The organism is Neomoorella carbonis, from assembly GCF_045278715.1.
GTDB classification, from domain to species: Bacteria; Bacillota; DSM-521; order Neomoorellales; family Neomoorellaceae; genus Neomoorella; species Neomoorella carbonis.
Window position 1 is genome coordinate 149583 of the sequence record NZ_CP136420.1, and the last position, 15418, is coordinate 165000.

Here is a 15418-nt window from a genome sequence, read left to right on the forward strand (position 1 = left end):
TGAAACCGCGGGTTAGTCAGCGCGGTTCATTTTTTACCTCCTGGCAGGAATAGCCGCCAAAAAGACGAAATAGTAGTCCGGAATGATATACTCTCAGCTCGGAGGAGGCGCTTTTATGGAAGTCAACATTGCCGGTACCCTGCTAAAACTCCTCCAGGGGGATATTGTCGAGCAGGAGGTAGAGGCCATTGTCAATGCCGCCAATACCGGCCTGTGGGGCGGCAGCGGCGTCGACGGCGCCATCCACCGCGCCGGGGGACCGGCCATAGCAGCAGAGTGCCGCCGCATCCGGGAGGAACAGGGCGGTTGTCCCGTTGGCCAGGCGGTCATCACCTCCGGGGGCTTGCTCAAGGCGCGCTACGTTATCCATACCGTCGGTCCTATCTGGCGCGGCGGACGGCAAGGAGAAGACGAGCTGCTGGCCAGCGCCTACCGCAGCAGCCTGCAGCTAGCGAGGGAGCGGGGAATAAAATCCCTGGCTTTTCCCTCCATCAGCACCGGAGCCTACCGCTTCCCCGTGGAGCGGGCGGCCGGGATAGCCATGGCCACGGTAAAGGATTTTTTGACTGCCAGTCCGGGTACCTTTAACGAAGTACGTTTTGTCCTGTTTTCCCAGCCGGTTCTGGCAGCCTACGAACAGGCCCTGGCGAAGGTACTAGAATCCAGCCCGCAAATAATATAAAGCTGCCGTCGCAAGTTAAGCAATACTTAATTGTGAATATAAGCACAAAAGCGGAGCAAAAGCGGTGTTGATGGGGAGAAAAAGCGGGGAAAAGTAATTAATTAAGTATCATTTAAGGACACTGGATGAGGGAGTAAAAAGGATGATTTGTTATGCGTACCGGTACGGCCAGCCTGCCCCTCCACGGCGGCCACTGCCCACCGTGGCTTTTTGAACGCATGAAACGCCTGGGGCCGGCCATCCTGGAGATTATTGTCCGGGAATACGGTCCCCACGAGGTGTTGCGGCGCTTGAGCGATCCTTACTGGTTTCAGGCCTTCGGTTGCGTGCTGGGCTTTGACTGGCATTCTTCGGGTTTAACTACCACCCTCTGCGGCGCCCTTAAGGAGGGCTTGCGCGGCCGGGAAAAGGACCTGGGCTTTGTCATCGCCGGGGGCAAGGGTCGTGCTTCCCGCCGGACCCCGGAGGAAATTGCCACGGCGGCCGACAGGCTGGCCCTGACTTCTTTACAACCAGGAAAGTTAATTTATGCCAGCAGAATGGCCGCTAAAGTCGACAATACCGCCCTCCAGGACGGCTACCAGCTCTACCACCACGTCTTTATCTTCACCTTTGACGGCCGGTGGGCCGTCGTCCAGCAGGGGATGAACGAAACGACGCGCCTGGCTCGCCGTTACCACTGGCTGGGTGAAGGGGTGAAGGACTTTGTCTGTGAACCCCATGCCGCTGTTTGCTGCGACGTGAAGGGGGAGGTGCTGAATATGGTGGCCAGCGAGGGTCAGGCCTCCCGCCGGATGGTGACGGAGCTGGCCCGGGAGCAGCCGCAAAAGGTAGTAGCCGAGTTTAACCATATCCTGGAAAAAGAATTGCCCAACCTCCCTCTCCCCTGGCGTCATGATGTTCCCCGGGCGAGCTACCTCAATAAAGCCCTGCTTAAAGTATATGCCGCCCAACCCCGGGATTTTGCCGCCGTCCTGGGTGTGGAAGGCGTGGGCCCCAAAACCATCCGTGCCCTGGCCATGGTGGCCGAGGTGGCCTACGGCGCACCGGCCAGCTTCAGGGATCCGGTCCGGTACAGCTTCAGCCATGGCGGTAAGGACGGTCATCCCTACCCTGTGGACCGCCGGGTGTATGATCACTCCATCACCGTCCTGGAGCAGGCCCTGACCGCAGCGAAGATCGGCCGGACTGATAAGCTTCAAGCCTTGAAACGGCTGGCTAAAATTTCCCCGTAAAGTTTTTGCCCCTGTGAAAAAACGCCACGTAGCGCCCTTAACTACGTGGCGTTTGATTATTAACCCAGGATATCTTTCAGGTCCTGTTCCGGCGTGGTAGTAGGCTTCAGGTTGTAGTTTTCCTGGAGGACCTTCAACACATTGGGTGTCAGGAAGGCCGGCAGGGACGGGCCGATGCGGATGTTCTTTATACCAAGGTGGAGCAGGGTCAGCAGGATGGCTACTGCTTTCTGCTCGAACCAGGACAGGACCAGGCTCAAGGGCAGCTCGTTGACGCTGCAGTTAAAGGCTTCGGCCAGGGCCAGGGCCACCTGGATGGCTGAATAGGCGTTATTGCACTGGCCTATATCGATAAGGCGCGGAATGCCGTCGATGTCGCCCAGGTCGAGGTGGTTGAAGCGATACTTGCCGCAGCCCAGGGTCAGGACCACGCAGTCCTGCGGCACCTTCTCCACAAACTCGGTGTAGTAGTTGCGGCCCGGCTTGGCCCCGTCGCAGCCGCCCACCAGGAAGAAGTGGCGGATCTTGCCGGCCTTGACGGCCTCGATCACCTGGCCGGCTATGTTTAAGATAGCCGTGTGATGGAAACCGGTGGTCAACTCGCCGCCGGCTTTTTCCTCCAGGGGCGGCAGGGCCTTGGCCTTTTCAATAACCGGCGTAAAGTCGCGGTTTTTAATATGCGTCACTCCCGGCAGGCCGGCAATGCCGCAGGTAAACATGCGCTCCCGGTAAGATTCCGCAGGTATTAACACGCAGTTAGTCGTACCCAGGATGGCGCCGGGGAACTCGGCGAATTCTTTTTTCTGGTTCTGCCAGGCCGAGCCGTAGTTGCCCACCAGGTGGGGGAACTTTTTCAATTCCGGATAGGCGTGGGCCGGCAGCATTTCGCCGTGGGTATAAACATTAATCCCCGTACCTTCCGTCTGTCGCAGGAGTTCATAGAGATCCAGCAGGTCGTGGCCGGTAACGAGTATGCCCGGACCTTTCTTGGTGCCGGTAGAAACCTTCGTCGGGACCGGGGCACCGAAACGCTCTACATGTGCTTTATCCAATAATTCCATGACCTTGAGATTCATGGCCCCGACTTTTAAAGCCGTCTCTATATGACGGTCGAGATCAAAGTCGACGTTAGTTAGGGTGGTAAAGAGGCCCTCGTGCATAAAGGCGTCTACTTCTTCGTCCCGGGCGCCCAGTTCCCGGGCATGGTAGGCATAGGCGGCAATCCCCTTTAGGCCGATAAGGATGGTATCTTGCAGGCTGGCGATATCTTCGTTCTTACCGCAGACGCCTACCCTCGTGCAGCCGGTACCGCCGGCTGTCTGCTCGCACTGGTAACAAAACATGGTTTCTCCCCCTTTGGTGGAATTTTAAAGACACCTTTATCATAAACAAGGGGCTGAAGACAAACTGTGACCTGGGTCACAATTATGAACCGATTTCATCAATTAACCGGCTGCGATCTTGTTACAAATCTGAACTGGCACTGGCAGGAAATCCATATTTGGTGTCGAAAAAATTTTATTACGGCCAGTAATTAACAGAAAAAGGCGGAGGTACACAATGGATGGCAATTTTCCCCGGCGGTGCGGGGCTGGATTGGATAAAATGGCAGGAGCTGCAACCCAAATTTATGATCTTCATTCTGCAACCATCCAGCATTTCGGGGATTATTACCATCCGTCACCGCAGGGGAAGCCCGCCGGGATGCCCCGGGTACTTGACGGACCGGTAGGGGAAATATATCAGGAAGCCCAGGAAGCCCTGAGCGATGTTTATCACCGCTGCCGTCTGGGGAGTCAGCTGGAGGTTAAAAATATCCAGGAGATCGTAGCCGATTTTCTTAACCGGATGCAGGACAACCAGAACATGTTCCTGCAGATGGCCATGCTCAAGGACCTGGACCCCTACTCTTCGCGCCATTCCCTGAATGTTACTGTTCTGGCTACCCTCCTGGGTTCAAAATTGGGCCTCTCCCGGGATGAACTCCTGGTCATTGGCGTTGGCGCCATGCTTCACGACGTGGGCAAACTGGAAGTACCGCCTGAAGTTTTATTAAAGCCCGGCAAGTTAACTGCCGAGGAGTTTGCTCTTATCAAGCGCCACCCCCAGGCCGGTTATGAGCGGCTGGATGGCGTGGTAAGCGAAGCGGTTCGCCGGGTGGCCCGGGATCACCACGAACGTTGTAACGGCAGCGGTTACCCTAAAGGATTAAGGCGGGAAGAGTTAAGCCTGGCGGCCCGGTGCGTGGCTATTGCCGATGTTTACGATGCCGTAACTACCGATCGCTGCTACCGGCCCAGGTATCTCCCCCATGAGGGCATGGAATTATTAATGGTGGAAAGCACCATGGGTAACCTGGACCTGGAACTGGTACGCGTCTTTCTGCAGGCTATTGCCAGTTACCCGGTGGGGACTACGGTGCGGTTGACGACCGGTGAAATAGCCCGGGTAATAGCCCAGGAGCCGGAGGTGCCCATGCGGCCGGTGGTTAAGGTGCTGCAGCCCCGGCGCCGCGCCGGCGAGGTTATCCGCCTCCTGACCAATCCGTCTATTTTAATTGTGGAAGCTGAACCCTGAGCTATGTTTGAAAAAGCTGTGTACAGGCAGGCCGGCAGGGGTATGCTATTACTAGCCGACCTGTATGGCGGGGATGATTGCAATGCCGGTAAAGGGAAAAGATTTTACAACGGCTTACCTGGGTTTGGGTTCCAACCTGGGTGACCGGGAAGGGCATTTGCAGCGGGCCGTAGCCATCCTGGATGCCACTGAAGGGATCGAGGTGGAACGGCTTTCTTCCTGGTATGAGACGGCCCCGGTGGGCAAGACGGGCCAGGGATGGTTTTTGAACGGGGTGGCCAGGATCAAAACCTCCATGCCTCCGCGCGAGCTCCTGTCGACTGTCCTGGCTATAGAGCAGCGCCTGGGCCGTGTGCGGCGGGAGCGCTGGGGTCCTCGCAACATTGATATTGACATCCTGCTTTACGATGATTTAAAAGTTAATGAACCCGAACTGCAGATTCCCCACCCCAGGATGCAGGAGCGGGCTTTCGTCCTGATACCCCTGGCAGAAATTGCTCCGGACCTTATTTTGCCGGATGGGCGGCGGGCTGATGTGGCTGCTAAAGACCGTTTTCCCGGGCAGGAAGTATTGCCGTATAGTGGTCTCAGATGTTAAAATAAAATTGGGCGCTACCTTTAAGGAGTGCACGCATTTATCCTTGCGATAATACCGGCTTAAAATTATACCGCTTGGATCTATTTAAGACCGAGACGGGTGAATGAGGGATTAAGCTTCCGGCAGCTCGTCGGAAGCTTTTTATTTAGGGGAGCGTGGGCAATTATGCGGGTGGGCATAATTGGAGCCGGAGCTGTCGGTACAGGGATGGGCATATTATTGCGCCGGCGGGGATACGCCATTGCCGGTGTAGCCAGCCGTACCCCTGCTTCAGCCCGGCGGGCGGCAGCAAGGCTGGCCTGCCCGGTCTTTGCGCAGCCGGAAGAAGTAGCCCGGCAGGCAGACCTGGTCTTTATTACCACCAGTGACCAGGCCATCGGCCCGGTGGCAGCCGCCATTGCCTCGAGAAACGGCTTTCGCCCCGGGCAAACGGTTATTCATATGAGCGGTTCGTTAACTTCAGCCGTCCTGGATCCGGCCCGGCGGGCCGGTGCCCTGGCCTTGAGCCTCCATCCCCTCCAGTCGTGTGCCGACGCCGACCGGGCGGTTGCCAACCTCCCCGGGTCGGTTTTCAGCCTGGAAGGCGATCAGGAAGCCCTGCCCCTGGGGAAACGCCTGGTGACCGAACTGGGGGGTGAGTATTTCATCATCAGCCCCGGGGCCAAACCCCTTTACCATGCGGCCGCCTGCGTCGCTTCCAACTACCTGGTAAGCCTCATAGATTTAAGTCGCCGGCTCATGCAGGCGGCCGGCATGGAACCGGAGATGGCGGCCCGGGCCCTGGCGCCTTTAATTAAAGGCACTTTAGATAATATTAATGAAAAGGGGATTCCCCAGGCCCTGACCGGTCCCATTGCCAGGGGCGACTTCGTTACGATCAGGGATCATTTAAAGGCCATGGAGGCCACCGTACCCGAACTGGGCGAGATTTATCGCGCCCTGGGACGCTATACGGCCGGTCTGGCCGGCCGTAAGGGCAGCATTGACGCCCGCAAGGTAGCCCTGTTCGGGCAAATCCTGGCTGCCAAATTTGACGCCGCAAGCAGGCGGGCAGAAGCTGGAGGAGCCTCTGATGGGAGCTGACGGGTACCCGCAGCTTTAGCTGGCGCCCGCTCCGCGAACAAGGAAAATGTAGGCTGAGCGCCAAGTTTGCTCGCCAAGAACCAGCGGAGCCCGTTGCCTGTATCCCCAGCCCGCAAGAAGCCAAGCAATAACCGCCTGAATTTGACATAATCCTATTTTTGAAGGAGATGACGGTATTGGAGCTGTTGACAACAATTGTCGCGGTCCGCAAGTTTGTAGCGGCAGCCAGGCGGCAGGGCAAGAGTATTGGCCTGGTCCCGACCATGGGTTATCTTCACGAGGGCCATTTAACCCTGGCCAGGACGGCCAGGGAGCAGAATGACGTCGTTGTTATGAGCATTTTTGTCAACCCGACCCAGTTTGGCCCCGGGGAAGATCTGGAGCGTTATCCCCGGGACCTGGAAAGGGATCAAAAGCTGGCTGCTGCTGCGGGTGTCGACGCCATTTTTGCCCCTGCGGTAGCAGAGATGTACCCGCCCGGCTATGCCACCTATGTCCAGGTCGAGGGCCTGACGGAAGTTCTCTGTGGCGCCTCCCGGCCGGGCCATTTCCGGGGCGTGGCTACGGTGGTCAGCAAGCTTTTTAATATCGTCCAGCCCGACCGGGCCTATTTCGGCCTCAAGGATTACCAGCAGGCGGTAGTGATCAAGCGCCTGGTCAGGGATTTAAATTTTCCGGTTGACATAATAACCATCCCCACCGTGCGGGAGCCCGACGGACTGGCTTTAAGTTCACGGAACAAGTATTTAAGCCCGGGCGAGCGCCAAGCGGCTCTGTCCCTCTACCGGGCTTTGAACATCGGGGCCGACCTTATCCGTTCTGGCGAACGCCGTGCTGCCGTAGTCCGGGAAGCCATGGCTCAGGAAATTTTATCCTGGCCCGGGACGCGAATAGATTATGTGGCGGTAAATGACGCTGAGACCCTTGAACCTTTAGACGAAATCAGGGGCCAGGTGCTGCTGGCCCTGGCCGTCTGGGTGGGCAACACCCGTTTAATCGATAATATGACCCTGGAGGTGAAAGATGATGTGGCGAACCATGATGAAAAGTAAGCTCCACCGGGCGACTGTCACCGGAGCCGACTTGAATTATGTCGGTAGCATTACCATTGATAGTGAGCTGATGGCCGCGGCCGATATTTTACCCAACGAGAAAGTGCAGGTGGTCAACAATAACAATGGCGCTCGCCTGGAGACCTACGCCATCCCCGGGCCTGCCGGCAGCGGGGTTATCTGCGCCAACGGGGCCGCCGCCAGGCTGGTCCAGCCAGGCGATATTGTTATCATTATTTCCTATGGCATTTTTACTGACGCCGAAGCCAGGTCCCATCAACCGCGGGTTATTTTCCTGGATAGCCAGAACAAAATTACCGAGGTAAGGGACGGGGAAGGACCGGCAGAGGTTTGGGTTTAAATAAAGGCCCGGAAGAAATATGTTAACCCAAACGGCAAATATACAGTTGACAACCAGAAAAAGGAAGATTAAAATATAAACATGGGCATAGAAGGCAGCAAGCAACAGGTTTTAGATTATTTACGCCGTCACCGCGGGGAATACATTTCTGGTGAAGAGCTGAGTAAAAAGCTGGCCATCACCAGGACGGCGGTGTGGAAGCATATCCAGGCTTTACGCCGGGAGGGATACCAGATTGATGCCCAGACCCGCCGCGGTTATTGCTTGCTGTCCATCCCGGATTGTTTGTATCCCGAAGAGGTGGCAGCAGGCCTCAGGACGTCCTGGCTGGGACGGAACCTTTACTATTACGACGAGGTGGGTTCAACTAACCAGGTAGCTAAAGAGCTGGCCGATAGCGGGGCGCCGGAAGGGACAGTGGTCATCGCCGAGGCCCAGACAGGCGGCCGCGGACGGCGGGGACGCTCGTGGATCTCGCCGCCCCGTAAAGGCATCTGGTTCTCGGTTGTCTTGCGGCCCCGGGTAGTTCCAGCCCAGGCATCCCAGCTGACCCTGCTGGCAGCGGTGGCTGTAACGGCGGCCGTTCGCAGCCACACCGGACTCCCACCGGGCATAAAGTGGCCCAACGATCTCCTGGCCGGCGGGCGGAAAGTCTGCGGTATCCTGACGGAGATTAAAGCGGAAATCGATGCCATCGAGTATGTTGTCCTGGGTACCGGCTTGAATGTTAACCTGGAAGCAACTGACTTTAGTCCCGAAGTGAGGCCCCTGGCCACCTCCTTGCTTTTAGAACTGGGCCGGCCGGTGGCGCGGCTACCTTTATTCCAAGAGTTGTTGTACCAGTTGGAAAAATGGTATGAGCGCTGGCAGGAGGAGGGTTTCGAGCCTGTCCGGCGGGCCTGGAAAGAGGCGAGCGTGACCCTGGGCCGGGAGGTGGCGGTTAACTCCTGGCGGGATGTATTCCGGGGCGTGGCTGTAGATATTGACGCTGAGGGCGCGCTGCTGGTCCGGGGTGCTGGAGGTGAGGTCCGGCGTTTTACCTCGGGGGAGGTGAGTCTGCGGACGGCAAGTTAAATTTTTTACCATATATGTTAACCATAAAAATAGTAAATAGTTAACAATAAAAAACTGCAAATTAGCTGTTAACACCATTCATGATGGCGAGCCGCCGTAAGCTGGGGGCTGGAAAATACCGGCCGGCGACAGGCCGGCTTTAGAGGAGGAATCTTTCTTGCGTACTAAAGATATGGCTCTGGTGGCCCTTTTTGCCGCCCTGATAGCCGTCCTGGCCCAGGTGGCTATTCCCCTGCCCTTTTCACCGGTACCCATTACCGGCCAGGTCCTGGGAGTATTCCTGGCCGGTGCCATCCTGGGTAAAAATAGAGGCACCCTGGCTATAATCGTTTATTTACTCCTTGGCGCCATTGGCTTGCCCGTCTTTGCCCGTGGCGGAGCCGGCCTGGCGGCCTTTGCCAGGCCGTCGGGGGGATACCTCTGGGGTTTTGCCCTGGGCGTCTACGTCATGGGTATGATCCTGGAAAGGGGCAAAGGGGAACCGGGTTACGGCCGCCTGGCTGCCGGTATGCTCACCTGCCTGGTGGTAATCTACATTCTGGGTACTATACAGTTAATGTATATCCTGCATCTTAATCTGGTCCAAGGGCTTCTCATGGGGGTTCTGCCCTACATTCCCCTGGACCTGGCCAAACTGGTCCTGGCGGCAGCCGTCAGCCTCCAGGTCCGGCGGGCGCTGCAGCAGGCAGGGTACCTGCCCGCTAAGACTACTAATCCAGAAACCACAAATTAAAAACGATAAACACCCCTTAACGGGGGTTATTTTTTTACGGCAGGAAAGAGGATAAAGCCGGGTACTGTGGAATAATTGAAGTTGAAAAGAATGGAGGGGATGCGGCCATGTTAATGGCCATCGATGTCGGCAATACTAATATTGTCATTGGGCTATATAAAGGGAAAGAGCTGCAATGCCACTGGCGCCTGGCCAGCGACCGGCAGAAGACGGCCGATGAATACGGCCTGATTTTACGTCAGCTGACCAATTACCAGGGGCTGGGCTTGGAGGCCATTAAAGCCGTGGTCATGGCTTCCGTGGTGCCGACTTTAACCCAGACTTTGACCATGATGCTAAAAGATCAGTTTAACTGCCAGCTGCTGGTTATCGGCCCCGGGGTAAAAACGGGGATGCCCATCCGTTTTGACAACCCCAGAGAGGTAGGCGCCGACCGGATTGTCAACGGTGTGGCCGTCTATGAACTTTACGGAGGCCCGGCCATTGTCGTGGACTTCGGGACCGCCACCACCTTTGACGCCATCTCTGCGAGCGGCGAATATCTGGGAGGGGCCATCGCCCCCGGCATTGGCATCGCCACCGATGCTCTATTTGCCCGGGCGGCCAAACTGCCACGCGTAGAACTCATTAGGCCGCCCCGGGTAATCGGTAAAAATACTGTGGCCTGCATGCAGGCGGGGATAATGTATGGCTTTATCGGCCAGGTAGAGGGAATTGTTAGCCGCATGAAGGCCGAGATGGGGGGGCGGGCCGTGGTGGTGGCCACCGGCGGCCTTGCCGGCTTGATAGCACCTGAAGTTAGCTGCATCGATAAGGTCGACCCCCTGTTAACCCTGGAGGGTTTGCGGATCGTCTATGAGCGCAACAGTTAAAATTGGCCCGGTTACATTGGACGCACCCCTGGTGACGGCGCCCATGGCGGGTTTTACCGACCGCATCTTTCGCCACCTCGCCAGAGAAGCGGGGGCGGCATTAACCTATACTGAAATGATCAGCGCCCAGGGTCTTATTTATCAAAGTAAGGCTACGTGGGCGCTCCTCGATTTAAAGGATGAACCTGGTCCGGTTGCCGTTCAGCTCTTTGGCCGCGAGCCGGAAATCCTGGCCAGGGCTACCAAACTGGCCGTGGCCGCCGGGGCGGCCATTGTCGATTTAAATATGGGCTGCCCGACACCCAAGATAGTGAAAAATGGTGAGGGAGCGGCCTTGATGCGCGATCTATCCCTGGCGGCGGATATTGTCGCCGCCATGGCGGAGGCGGCCGGGCCGGTACCGGTAACGGTCAAGATGCGCAAGGGCTGGGATGAAGATTCCGTAAATGTTGTTGAGGCAGCCCGGGCGGTGGTGGAGGCCGGGGCAAAGGCGGTAGCCATCCACGGCCGCACCCGCAGCCAGTTTTACAGCGGACTGGCCGACTGGGATTGCATCCGCAGGGTAAAGGAAGCCGTACAGGTACCGGTCGTTGGCAATGGCGATATCAGGACACCGGAGGACGCCGTAGCCATGCTGGAACAGACAGGTTGCGACGCCGTCATGGTAGGCCGGGCTGCTATAGGCAATCCCTGGCTTTTAACGGCCATCCGCGCCCGCCTGGAAGGCCGGCCGGTGCCTCCCGCGCCGGATGTGGCCACGAGGATGGCCACGGCCATTCGCCATTTAAACATGATGGTGGAGCTGAAAGGGGAAAAGACGGCGGTAAAAGAAATGCGAAAAGTCTTGGCTTGTTACATCCGGGGTTTACCGGGAGCAGCCCGCCTGCGCCAGCACCTTTATACCCTGGATACCGCGGCGGAAGTCATCGCCACCCTGAATGCTTATAGCCGTGAATATCTTGACCAGCATGCCTCTGAATAACTTTCCGTACGGGCATTGTTTTGCTCGCTCTGTCGTCCTCGCGGTGCGGCCTGTTAAGGGGCTGCTAAACTACCTTGCCAGGACGGTTTTATTTTGTTATAATCTCCCTGTGCACATATCTGTGCACAGGGAGTAGACTTCTGATGGACCTGATCCGGATTGGCGACAAGCTTATCAGCCGGCGGAAGATTAACTCCATCCTGGAGCGCATCTTTACATTGCGCTGCCAGGGTTTTTCCCAGCAGGAGGCAGCCCGGCAGGTAGGCGTCGACCGCTCCTTTGTCTCCCGTTTAGAAACCCTGGGCGAGATACGGCGCGGCCGGCGTATAGCCGTGGTAGGCTTTCCCGTTGCCAATAAGGCTGAGCTGGAAAATATGCTGCGGCAGGAGGGCGTAGAATACATATTACTTTTAACCGATGCCGAACGCTGGGATTTTGTCCGCAAGAAAAGCGGGCTGGAGTTACTGAACCAGCTGATGGAGATTGTAGGCCGGATACGGGACTACGATGTCGTCATCATTATCGGTTCCGACTACCGCATCAAGGTCAGCGAAGCTCTGCTGGGACGGGAAGTGGTTGGTGTGGAAATCGGCTCTTCCCCCATTAGAGGCGACAGGGAGGTAAACGTCGAGGAATTGCGGTCGCTGGTACGCCAGTTGGTGAAGGATAAGGAGTTGGATAATAAATGAAACGAGTGGTCAGCATCAGCCTGGGTTCATCCAAACGGGATCACCAGGTGGAAGCGGAATTCCTGGGAGAAAAGTTCCGCATCGAGCGCATCGGTACCGACGGCGATACGGAGCGGATGATCAATCTTATCCGGGAACTGGACGGGCAGGTGGATGCCTTCGGCCTGGGAGGGATGGATCTGTATATTCGGGTAGGTGCCAGGCGTTATCTCCTCCGGGATGCAGCTAAAATAGTCCGGGCGGCCCGCCTGACCCCCATGGTGGACGGCGGCGGCTTAAAGGACACCCTGGAGCGAAGAGTGATAGCCTACCTGGCACGGGAAGGTATCCTGGATTTCCAGGGGAAGAGGGTGCTCGTGGTCAGCGCCGTCGACCGCTTTGGTATGGCGGAAGCACTGGACGCTGCCGGCGCGGATCTTATTTGCGGCGACCTGATTTTTGGCCTGGGCATACCCGTACCCATCCGTTCCCTGGCGAGATTCCAGCGGGTGGCCTACCTGGCGGCTCCCCTGGTGCGCCTGTTACCCTTTAAACTCCTCTATCCTACCGGTAAAGAGCAGGAAAAAATCGATAACCGCTACCAGCGCTATTATGAAGATGCGGAGATCATTGCCGGCGATTTCCTTTTCATCCGCCGTTACCTCCCCCCTGAACTGCCGGGCAAGATAATAATTACCAATACCGTTACCAGCGCTGACATTGAAGAGCTGCGCCGGAGGGGGATTAAAACTTTGATCACTACGACGCCGGAGTTTAACGGCCGCTCCTTCGGCACCAACGTCATGGAAGGCGTGCTTTTAACCTTGAGCGGGAAAAAGCCCGAGGATGTCACCCCGGAAGATTACAACCGCCTCCTGGACCGGCTGGAATTTAAACCACGCATCGTAAATTTGAATTGAGCTACATTATGGGAAAGCCGCCCGCGGCGGTGCTGCGCCACCAGCGGACGCAGGAGAAGGAGGAGGGCGGCCTCCGACAAACCTGCCGCTTCCCCTATCTATTCTTCGAAGGAGGGCTATTCCTTGCACAGGTTCGCCTTTATGATCCATCCCCTTGATATCAGCGATATCACCAGGAAATTTCCCCTCGCCCGCCACTTGCCAGCCGGTCTCCTGGAACGGGCGGTACGTTATCTTCCTCCCCTGAAAACTTCGCACATTACCGGTGTCCGTTCTCCCTACGCAGAAACTGAAGGATGGTTCGTAGCCTGTCCCCTGACTTCACGCCAGATGGTAAGCCTGCCGGAAAAATTTGTAATGGAACGGATTGTTCGTACCGGCCGCCTGGCGGAAAAACTGGGCGCCGAAATCCTGGGGCTGGGAGCCATGACTTCTGTAGTCGGCGATGCCGGGATTACCGTGGCCCGTAATTTAAATATAGCGGTGACCACAGGTAACAGCTATACCGTGGCTACGGCCATAGAAGCAACGGAAAAGGCGGCGGCCATGATGGATATCGACCTGCCCGGGGCCGAAGTGGCCATTGTCGGGGCTACAGGTTCCATTGGCGCCGTGTGCGCTAAAATCCTGGCCCGTCGCTGCCAGCATCTAACCCTTGTTGCCCGCAATGAAACCAAACTGGCCCGCCTGGCCGGTGAGATAAAGGATATGACTGGGGTAAAGGCCAGGATAACCTGCCATTCCCGGGAAGCTCTCCGCAACGCCGATGTTATTATCACCGTTACTTCAGCGGTAGATACCGTCATCGAGCCCGGAGACCTGAAACCTGGGGCGGTAGTCTGCGACGTAGCCCGGCCCCGGGACGTTTCCCGGCGAGTGGCCGAGATGCGCGACGACGTGCTGGTGATTGACGGCGGGGTGGTAGAGGTGCCGGGCAATGTCAACTTTAACTTTAATTTCGGTTACCCGCCGGGATTAGCCTATGCCTGCATGGCCGAAACCATGATCCTGGCTCTGGAGGGGCGAATTGAAAACTTTACCCTGGGCCGGGAGTTAACGGTAGAACAGATTGATACCATTAACCGCCTGGCGGCTAAACACGGCTTTCGCGTGGCCGGCTTCCGTAGTTTCGAGTTGCCGGTTTCCGAAGCCAGGGTTGCGGCCATCCGCGACCAGGCCCGGCGTAAATTAGCCCTGGCTCGTTAACTTTTGGAAAGGTATTGACATGGTAACCGGACAGGCCTATAATACCAATAAACGAAGCGGACTATGGCACAACAAGCACTGGGAAACCTCCCGGTGCTTGTTATGGTACTTGGACCTGTGGAGCGGCCGCATAAAGGAACGAAAAAGGACATATATTGAGATAGCACCGGTGCTTATAAGTGATGCGGTAACTGAAGGGGAGCGAGCAGAGGATGGCAGAAAAAGAAACCTTATTAACCATGAGCGGATTGAAGAAACTGGAAGAAGAGCTGGAGTACCTTAAATCTGTAAAAAGGCGGGAGGTCGCCGAACGTTTAAAGCAGGCCATAGAGTTCGGCGACCTCAGCGAGAACTCTGAATATGAGGACGCCAAAAACGAGCAGGCCTTCATTGAAGGCCGTATTCTTACCCTGGAAAAAAAGCTGCGTAACGCCAGGGTTATTGACGCCAGCGAGGTACCGGATGACGTTGTCTCCCTCGGCTCCCGGGTCACTTTAAAAGACATGGACGCCGGGGAGGAACTACAATACGAAATTGTCGGCTCTATGGAAGCTGATCCGTCGGAGAACCGAATTTCCAACGAGTCGCCGGTAGGCAAGGCCATCCTGGGCCATCGTATTGGAGAAATAATAAATATTCAGGTACCAGCCGGAACCCTGCGTTACCAGATAGTAAATATTACCAGAGGGCAATAGGGGGAACAATAGTTTGGAAGTTGAGAACGATTTAATAGCGGTGCGCCTGGAAAAGTTGAAGGAGCTTCAGGAGGAGGGCATCGACCCGTACGGGGGACGTTTTGAGCGTACCCATACCACGGCCGCTGTTCACCAGCATTTTGAAGAACTGCAGGGGCAAGAAGTAGCCCTGGCGGGCCGTATCATGGCCATCAGGGGCCATGGTAAAGCCTCCTTTGCTGATTTGCAGGACCGGGACGGACGCCTCCAGCTCTACATCCGTATCGATAATGTTGGGGCGGAAACCTATGAGTTTTTCCGCAAACTGGACATCGGCGACATTATTGGTGTGAAAGGCAAGGTCTTTCGTACCCACCGCGGAGAAATCTCCCTGGAAGTCCATCAACTAACCCTGCTGTGTAAGAGTTTGCGTCCTTTGCCGGAAAAATGGCACGGTTTGAAGGACGTGGATTTACGTTACCGGCAGCGTTACCTCGACCTTATTGTTAACCCGGAAGTAAAGCAGGTATTTATTACCAGAGCTAAAGTGTTACGGGCTATACGCACCTTCCTGGACAGCCGGGGCTTTTTAGAGGTGGAAACACCGAGCATGCATACCATCCCCGGCGGCGCAGCAGCCCGGCCCTTTATTACCCATCATAATGCCTTAGATATCGATCTCTATTTACGTATTGCCCTGG

Annotated in this window: 17 protein-coding genes (1 of these 17 running past the window's edge); 16 read left to right on the top strand and 1 reads right to left on the bottom strand. The window is 56.5% G+C overall.

All coding sequences use genetic code 11. The features are described 5' to 3' along the window. Positions 1-115 precede the first annotated feature (115 nt). Positions 116-682 (top strand): O-acetyl-ADP-ribose deacetylase, encoded by a 567-nt coding sequence (locus tag MCACP_RS00835; RefSeq protein ID WP_406677522.1) that lies wholly within the window; start codon positions 116-118, stop codon positions 680-682. 152 nt (positions 683-834) lie between these two features. Next, positions 835-1917: a DUF763 domain-containing protein gene (locus MCACP_RS00840; RefSeq protein WP_406677523.1), complete on the top strand. Its 1083-nt coding sequence runs from the start codon at positions 835-837 to the stop codon at positions 1915-1917. Positions 1918-1976: 59 nt separating this feature from the next. On the opposite strand, the gene hcp is transcribed toward MCACP_RS00840, so the two are convergent. Further along, the gene (hcp, locus tag MCACP_RS00845; protein WP_406677525.1) at positions 1977-3260 is read right to left on the bottom strand and encodes a hydroxylamine reductase; all 1284 of its coding nucleotides are present in this window, start codon (positions 3258-3260) and stop codon (positions 1977-1979) included. 217 nt (positions 3261-3477) lie between these two features. On the opposite strand from hcp, the gene MCACP_RS00850 reads away from it, so the two are divergent. The 14 genes from MCACP_RS00850 to lysS form a co-directional block, all read left to right on the top strand. Next, positions 3478-4494 (top strand): HD-GYP domain-containing protein, encoded by a 1017-nt coding sequence (locus tag MCACP_RS00850; RefSeq protein WP_406677526.1) that lies wholly within the window; start codon positions 3478-3480, stop codon positions 4492-4494. Positions 4495-4558: 64 nt separating this feature from the next. Further along, positions 4559-5092, top strand: coding sequence for a 2-amino-4-hydroxy-6-hydroxymethyldihydropteridine diphosphokinase (folK, locus tag MCACP_RS00855; RefSeq protein ID WP_406677527.1), 534 nt, complete (start codon positions 4559-4561; stop codon positions 5090-5092). A gap of 165 nt (positions 5093-5257) precedes the next feature. Beyond that, the gene (locus MCACP_RS00860; protein ID WP_406677528.1) at positions 5258-6175 is read left to right on the top strand and encodes a Rossmann-like and DUF2520 domain-containing protein; all 918 of its coding nucleotides are present in this window, start codon (positions 5258-5260) and stop codon (positions 6173-6175) included. A 176-nt stretch (positions 6176-6351) separates the two neighbouring features. Next, the gene (gene panC / locus MCACP_RS00865; protein WP_406678643.1) at positions 6352-7227 is read left to right on the top strand and encodes a pantoate--beta-alanine ligase; all 876 of its coding nucleotides are present in this window, start codon (positions 6352-6354) and stop codon (positions 7225-7227) included. Continuing rightward, entirely contained in the window at positions 7202-7588 is a 387-nt protein-coding gene (gene panD / locus MCACP_RS00870) for an aspartate 1-decarboxylase (RefSeq protein ID WP_406678644.1), read from the top strand. Before panC ends, panD begins: the two co-directional genes overlap by 26 nt. 81 nt (positions 7589-7669) lie before the next feature. Continuing rightward, positions 7670-8662 (top strand): biotin--[acetyl-CoA-carboxylase] ligase, encoded by a 993-nt coding sequence (locus MCACP_RS00875; RefSeq protein WP_406677529.1) that lies wholly within the window; start codon positions 7670-7672, stop codon positions 8660-8662. 157 nt (positions 8663-8819) lie between these two features. Further along, a complete protein-coding gene (locus MCACP_RS00880; RefSeq protein ID WP_406677530.1) occupies positions 8820-9395 on the top strand; it encodes a biotin transporter BioY in 576 nt (191 codons plus the stop codon). A 107-nt stretch (positions 9396-9502) separates the two neighbouring features. After that, positions 9503-10267, top strand: coding sequence for a type III pantothenate kinase (locus MCACP_RS00885; RefSeq protein ID WP_406677531.1), 765 nt, complete (start codon positions 9503-9505; stop codon positions 10265-10267). After that, the gene (dusB, locus tag MCACP_RS00890) at positions 10251-11249 is read left to right on the top strand and encodes a tRNA dihydrouridine synthase DusB (protein WP_406677532.1); all 999 of its coding nucleotides are present in this window, start codon (positions 10251-10253) and stop codon (positions 11247-11249) included. Before MCACP_RS00885 ends, dusB begins: the two co-directional genes overlap by 17 nt. A gap of 143 nt (positions 11250-11392) precedes the next feature. Then, positions 11393-11938 (top strand): transcriptional regulator, encoded by a 546-nt coding sequence (locus tag MCACP_RS00895; protein WP_406677533.1) that lies wholly within the window; start codon positions 11393-11395, stop codon positions 11936-11938. After that, positions 11935-12837: a quinate 5-dehydrogenase gene (locus MCACP_RS00900; RefSeq protein WP_406677534.1), complete on the top strand. Its 903-nt coding sequence runs from the start codon at positions 11935-11937 to the stop codon at positions 12835-12837. The genes MCACP_RS00895 and MCACP_RS00900 overlap by 4 nt, the downstream gene beginning before the upstream one ends. 123 nt (positions 12838-12960) lie before the next feature. Beyond that, complete coding sequence (locus MCACP_RS00905) at positions 12961-14043, top strand: polysaccharide biosynthesis protein (protein ID WP_406677535.1); 1083 nt, start codon at positions 12961-12963, stop codon at positions 14041-14043. 212 nt (positions 14044-14255) lie between these two features. After that, positions 14256-14738 carry a transcription elongation factor GreA gene (gene greA, locus MCACP_RS00910; RefSeq protein ID WP_406677536.1) on the top strand — a complete coding sequence of 161 codons (483 nt, stop codon included), beginning with the start codon at positions 14256-14258 and terminating at the stop codon, positions 14736-14738. Positions 14739-14751: 13 nt separating this feature from the next. Next, positions 14752-15418, top strand: the 5' portion of a protein-coding gene (gene lysS, locus MCACP_RS00915) for a lysine--tRNA ligase (RefSeq protein WP_406677537.1). It continues 797 nt past the right edge of the window; the window shows 667 of its 1464 coding nt (coding positions 1-667); it begins with the start codon at positions 14752-14754; its stop codon lies off the right edge, out of view.

Coding starts and splice junctions, on each gene's coding strand:
- MCACP_RS00900 (WP_406677534.1), top strand. CDS start 11,935: ATGAAACGAGTGGTCAGCATCAGCCTGGGTTCATCCAAACGGGATCAC.
- MCACP_RS00840 (WP_406677523.1), top strand. CDS start 835: ATGCGTACCGGTACGGCCAGCCTGCCCCTCCACGGCGGCCACTGCCCA.
- greA (WP_406677536.1), top strand. CDS start 14,256: ATGGCAGAAAAAGAAACCTTATTAACCATGAGCGGATTGAAGAAACTG.
- hcp (WP_406677525.1), bottom strand. CDS start 3,260: ATGTTTTGTTACCAGTGCGAGCAGACAGCCGGCGGTACCGGCTGCACG.
- MCACP_RS00895 (WP_406677533.1), top strand. CDS start 11,393: ATGGACCTGATCCGGATTGGCGACAAGCTTATCAGCCGGCGGAAGATT.
- MCACP_RS00860 (WP_406677528.1), top strand. CDS start 5,258: ATGCGGGTGGGCATAATTGGAGCCGGAGCTGTCGGTACAGGGATGGGC.
- MCACP_RS00875 (WP_406677529.1), top strand. CDS start 7,670: ATGGGCATAGAAGGCAGCAAGCAACAGGTTTTAGATTATTTACGCCGT.
- MCACP_RS00835 (WP_406677522.1), top strand. CDS start 116: ATGGAAGTCAACATTGCCGGTACCCTGCTAAAACTCCTCCAGGGGGAT.
- MCACP_RS00850 (WP_406677526.1), top strand. CDS start 3,478: ATGGATGGCAATTTTCCCCGGCGGTGCGGGGCTGGATTGGATAAAATG.
- folK (WP_406677527.1), top strand. CDS start 4,559: ATGGCGGGGATGATTGCAATGCCGGTAAAGGGAAAAGATTTTACAACG.
- panD (WP_406678644.1), top strand. CDS start 7,202: ATGTGGCGAACCATGATGAAAAGTAAGCTCCACCGGGCGACTGTCACC.
- MCACP_RS00885 (WP_406677531.1), top strand. CDS start 9,503: ATGTTAATGGCCATCGATGTCGGCAATACTAATATTGTCATTGGGCTA.
- dusB (WP_406677532.1), top strand. CDS start 10,251: ATGAGCGCAACAGTTAAAATTGGCCCGGTTACATTGGACGCACCCCTG.